This is a genomic window from Methanobrevibacter ruminantium (assembly GCF_016294135.1).
GTDB lineage: Archaea > Methanobacteriota > Methanobacteria > Methanobacteriales > Methanobacteriaceae > Methanobrevibacter > Methanobrevibacter ruminantium_A.
Window position 1 is genome coordinate 1 of record NZ_JAEDCO010000065.1, and the last position, 4,411, is coordinate 4,411.

Below are 4,411 nucleotides of genomic sequence, written 5' to 3' on the forward strand. Positions count from 1 at the left end.
ATTTGTATAATAAAGTATTATTTGTATAATAAAGTATTATTTGTATAATAAAGTATTATTTGTATAATAAAGTATTAAATTAACTAATAAATTAACTAATAAATTAATTTTAAATATTAGCGTAAAATATTAATTATATATTTGTCAAGCGAATTTAATAAAACTTATCATATATTTCTTTTTGTATTAAATAAAACTTTTCCTATTAGTTTTCATTTGCTCTATGTTTAGTTACTTAAATACAAAAATTAAAATATTTCATAAATTAATATAAGTATAGATATAACTTAGATATATTATTTTTATAAAATGTAAGAGGGGAAAATTTGATAGATTATAAGGAATTTGAAGAAATCGTTGTAAATGTATTGGAAAGGGACATTTCTTCAAATGAAGACCAGAAATCCACTATTTCATCACCTAAAGACCAATCATTGTTCATTGTTGCGGGACCAGGTTCCGGCAAGACAACAGTTATGGTGCTTAAGATATTGAAGTTTATTTTTGTTGATGATGTTTCACCTAATGAGATATTGGCTACCACTTTCACAAGAAAGGCTGCAAGTGAACTCCTATCACGTATTCTCAGTTGGGGAGACAAGATAAAATCCAAGCTTATTGCTAATTACATGGATAAGATGTTCAGCGGTGAAATCACTGATGATTCCATAATTAAGGAAATCAATAGAATAGATTTCAATCAGATCAATATCGGAACCATAGACAGCATAGCGGATGAATTATTGCGTATTTATCGTCAAGCAGGAACAAGCCAACCTATATTAATAGAGGATTTTGTTGCAAATTCCGTTATGATAAATGAATGTCTTCTAAAGGATGACCGATATAAGCATGACTCATTGCAAGAGTATTTGGCAGATATAACAGGAAAGCAATCCAATACAGAACAAAAGCCTAAGGTAAAGAATCTTACAATGATGGCAAGCATATTGATTGAAATAAAGGAACACATTTACTACAATATGGTGGATATCAATAAAATTTTAAGCAATATTCAACCGACAGAACTAGGGAAACAACTGGCTTTAAAGCTAATTTTAGAATATGCAGAAATACTTAAACGTCAAAATATCTATGATTTTGCAATGCTTGAAACTGAATTTCTAAGAAGATTGAATTCAGATAGCCTCAATGTATTCCTAAATGATATTAAGATTATTTTAGTGGATGAGTATCAGGATACAAACCTACTGCAAGAAAGCATTTACTTTAAAATTGCAGAATCCGCAATTCAAAATGGAGGAAACATCACTGTTGTAGGTGATGATGACCAATCTTTATATAGGTTTAGAGGTGCTAGTGTAGACTTATTCACTAATTTTATTGAAAGAATAGCTAGAATTGGAATTGAAGCAAAGGAAGTTAACCTTAAAACCAATTACAGATCCACTGAAAACATCATTGACTTATGCAATGATTTTGTTGAATTGGATGATGAGTATCAATCTGCCCGTGTAAAGGAAAAGCCAAAGATTGAAGTGTCAAGCTTTAATGATGATGATTCAAACCAAGTTCCTATTTTAGGAATGTTCAGAAACAATGAACAGCTTCTTGCAACTGATTTGGCCAGATTCATCGATGAATTAAACAGAAATGGAATAGTTAAACGTAAGATTAAAAGGGTTTTAACCAAAGAAGATAATCAGAAATTCAATTCAGACAATAAGACAACCTTAATCAATTATAGGGATAAAGGATTTGACTTGGCAGAAGGGGAAGATGAGATTGTCATAGAGCTTGGAGAAGATGGTTCTGCTGAGGATATTGCATTTTTAACTTATTCCCCGAAGGAGTTAACTGGCAGAGGAAACCGTACATTTACTTTTGCATTAAAAAAGCAATTGGGAAGATTAAGGCATCCTATTGAAGTCTTTAACCCTAGAGGTCAAGACTTGCAGAATATTGATTGTGTAGCTGTCTTTTGTGGTTTGATGTTGGAATGCATAGATCCTAATTCAAGATACCAAAAGACTAATGATAAATTGCCAAATGCTGCAAGCATGAATATGAATGCTTGGCGTAGAAAAGCAATTTCCTATATGAATGATGTAAATCCAGAGCCACATTCACCTGTTTCCTTAGAGAAATTCGTAACTCATTGGCAAATCAGACATCCGTTTTCATCTGATGAATCAAATGATATCAAATGGCCTACAAAGGCTAATCTGATGGAATTGGCATATAAGCTGGTCAGCTGGATACCGGAATTCCAGGAAGATGATGAAGGTGTAGTTTATCTTAAGGCTATCACTCAAACAATTACACAAACAAGCTTCTTTAATAAGTATTCCGCTAACATCGATTTCTCTTCACCAGAAGCAGAAAAGGAATCAATTAACGAGGCATTGCTAAATATATTTGTGCCAATAGCCAGTGGTGGAGTGCAGATAGATGAGAATCTGTTTGAAGTCATTCCTTCTAATAGATTTAATATCATGTCCATTCATCAGGCAAAGGGACTGGAGTTCCCTCTTGTCATTGTTGATGTTGGATCAAGGTTTAAGAAGAACCTATCTAAAGACGCTAACTTAAGATTCCCTAAGAATGCAGATTCATCTTCAATAATTCAGGATAGCATTAGAAAATACAGTTCATTATCCAATATGGATAGGGATTCTAAAGACATGGCATTTGATGATTTGACAAGATTGTATTTTGTTGCATTCTCCAGAGCTAAAGATGTTTTGCTATTAGTTGGATTAAATCCAAACATTGATGGATATAAACAAAATGATAAACAAAGAAAAATACCTAATGTTGCATTAGGTTGGAATAGGGATGAAGAATTTATAGGTTTTGACAATATATTTTTAATTTAATTAGTCGTTCTTTTAAGTAAATTATATGAAACTTTGTATGAAATTATTTGATATTTATTAAAAAAATATTATTTGTAAATAAAATTTATTGGTAAATAAAATATTAAAAAAATTATTTGATTGGTGTAAAAATGAAATTATCAACTAGATCAAGAGAGTATATCATACCGGAATATAGCTTAACTGGTGATTTATTATCATTTTTAACTTGCAATTTACAGTATCGTTATCAAAACAAGGGAAATCTTCCACCATCAATGCCTGTACAATTGTGGTTTGGTGAATTCATACATGGAGCATTGGAAGAGGCATTTTTAAAATGGAAAAAATATTCAAATGCAGACAAATTAGTGTTCCCTTGGAACTGGGAAGAGGAAATAAAGCCAATAGAAGACTTAATAACAGGTAGATTAAAGGTTAAAGGATTAAACCCTCCATATGAATATGTGAATAATTATGGGCCTAATGATAATATTTATAGCGCAAGATTAGAGCGTTCAATTAACCTCTGGGGACCACATCTATTCCCTTTAATTGAAGATACAGAAGTATTGATAAAAGGATTAAGACCTATGAATTATGAAAATGGCAGGTCTGATTACTATTCAATAAATGGTGTTGTTGATGTTTTAAGTTCAAAAATGGTGGATAAGTTTTATCAAAAAACAAATAATAATCCATTTCAACAGACTTTAGATGATTATTTCAATCTTTCTCAAACAAACAGCATCATAAGTTACTTGTACAATAATGATGAGTTTAAGAAACTATTGGATGATGAATTGAATGAATATGAAATAATCATAGACTATAAGGGAATGAGAAGACCAAGTGCGCCATCAAAAGACGAATTAATGGAAATCCAATCATTAATGGAAAGAGGAACCCTATTCGATTCAGAGGAATATGAAAAGTATAAGGTTTGGATACAGCATGAATGGCAGATTTTAACATATGCTTGGCTTAGAAAAAATCAGGAAAACCTAGATAAGCCAATTGTAGGAATTATTTTTTACTTGAATGAATTGGTTCCATCAAACGATGACTTAAAGGCAATAAAGGAAGACTTATTGAATAATCAAACTGACATTTCATTAAATCAAATTCTTGCTGAGGATTGGGAAAGATTAAGGAATTGGAATGAAGATTCCGAAATAGCTATTCATAGAGACTTGTCAGACAAGTTTAAGATGGACAGATCCATTAGAATAATCAATGTTGAAGAGGAATTGATAGGCAATTCCTTAGACCAATTCGATAATGTAGTAAATGATATAGAATCCTCATTGATAAAGGAAATGAATGGATGCAAAATCAAGGATGCTTGGAAAGCTGAAGCAGAAGATAGAACCTGCAGTGCATGTGACTTTAGAACATTCTGCAATAAGAAGAAAGACCAAGAATCAGAAAATAAACAAGTGTTTACAATTCCTTAAACAAATAAAAGAAGAATAAAAAGAGTTAGTTATAATTTCTTATAACTAATTTATTTAAATTTTTTAAATTATATATTTTTAAATTATATATTTTCAAATGCTTCCAATAATGGTTTAAGACTATCACAAGGTAAA

2 protein-coding genes are annotated in these 4,411 nt (G+C 30.9%); both read left to right on the forward strand.

What is annotated here, in order from left to right; translation table 11 throughout:
• Window positions 1–326 precede the first annotated feature (326 nt).
• Window positions 327–2,840 carry a DEAD/DEAH box helicase gene (locus VW161_RS08685; protein WP_304087997.1) on the forward strand — a complete coding sequence of 838 codons (2,514 nt, stop codon included), beginning with the start codon at window positions 327–329 and terminating at the stop codon, window positions 2,838–2,840.
• A 131-nt stretch (window positions 2,841–2,971) separates the two neighbouring features.
• The gene (locus VW161_RS08690; protein WP_304163668.1) at window positions 2,972–4,276 is read left to right on the forward strand and encodes a PD-(D/E)XK nuclease family protein; all 1,305 of its coding nucleotides are present in this window, start codon (window positions 2,972–2,974) and stop codon (window positions 4,274–4,276) included.
• Window positions 4,277–4,411 lie beyond the last annotated feature (135 nt).

What these genes read in the sequence shown, in the direction of transcription:
- VW161_RS08690 (WP_304163668.1), top strand. Translation starts at nt 2,972, where the DNA reads ATGAAATTATCAACTAGATCAAGAGAGTATATCATACCGGAATATAGC.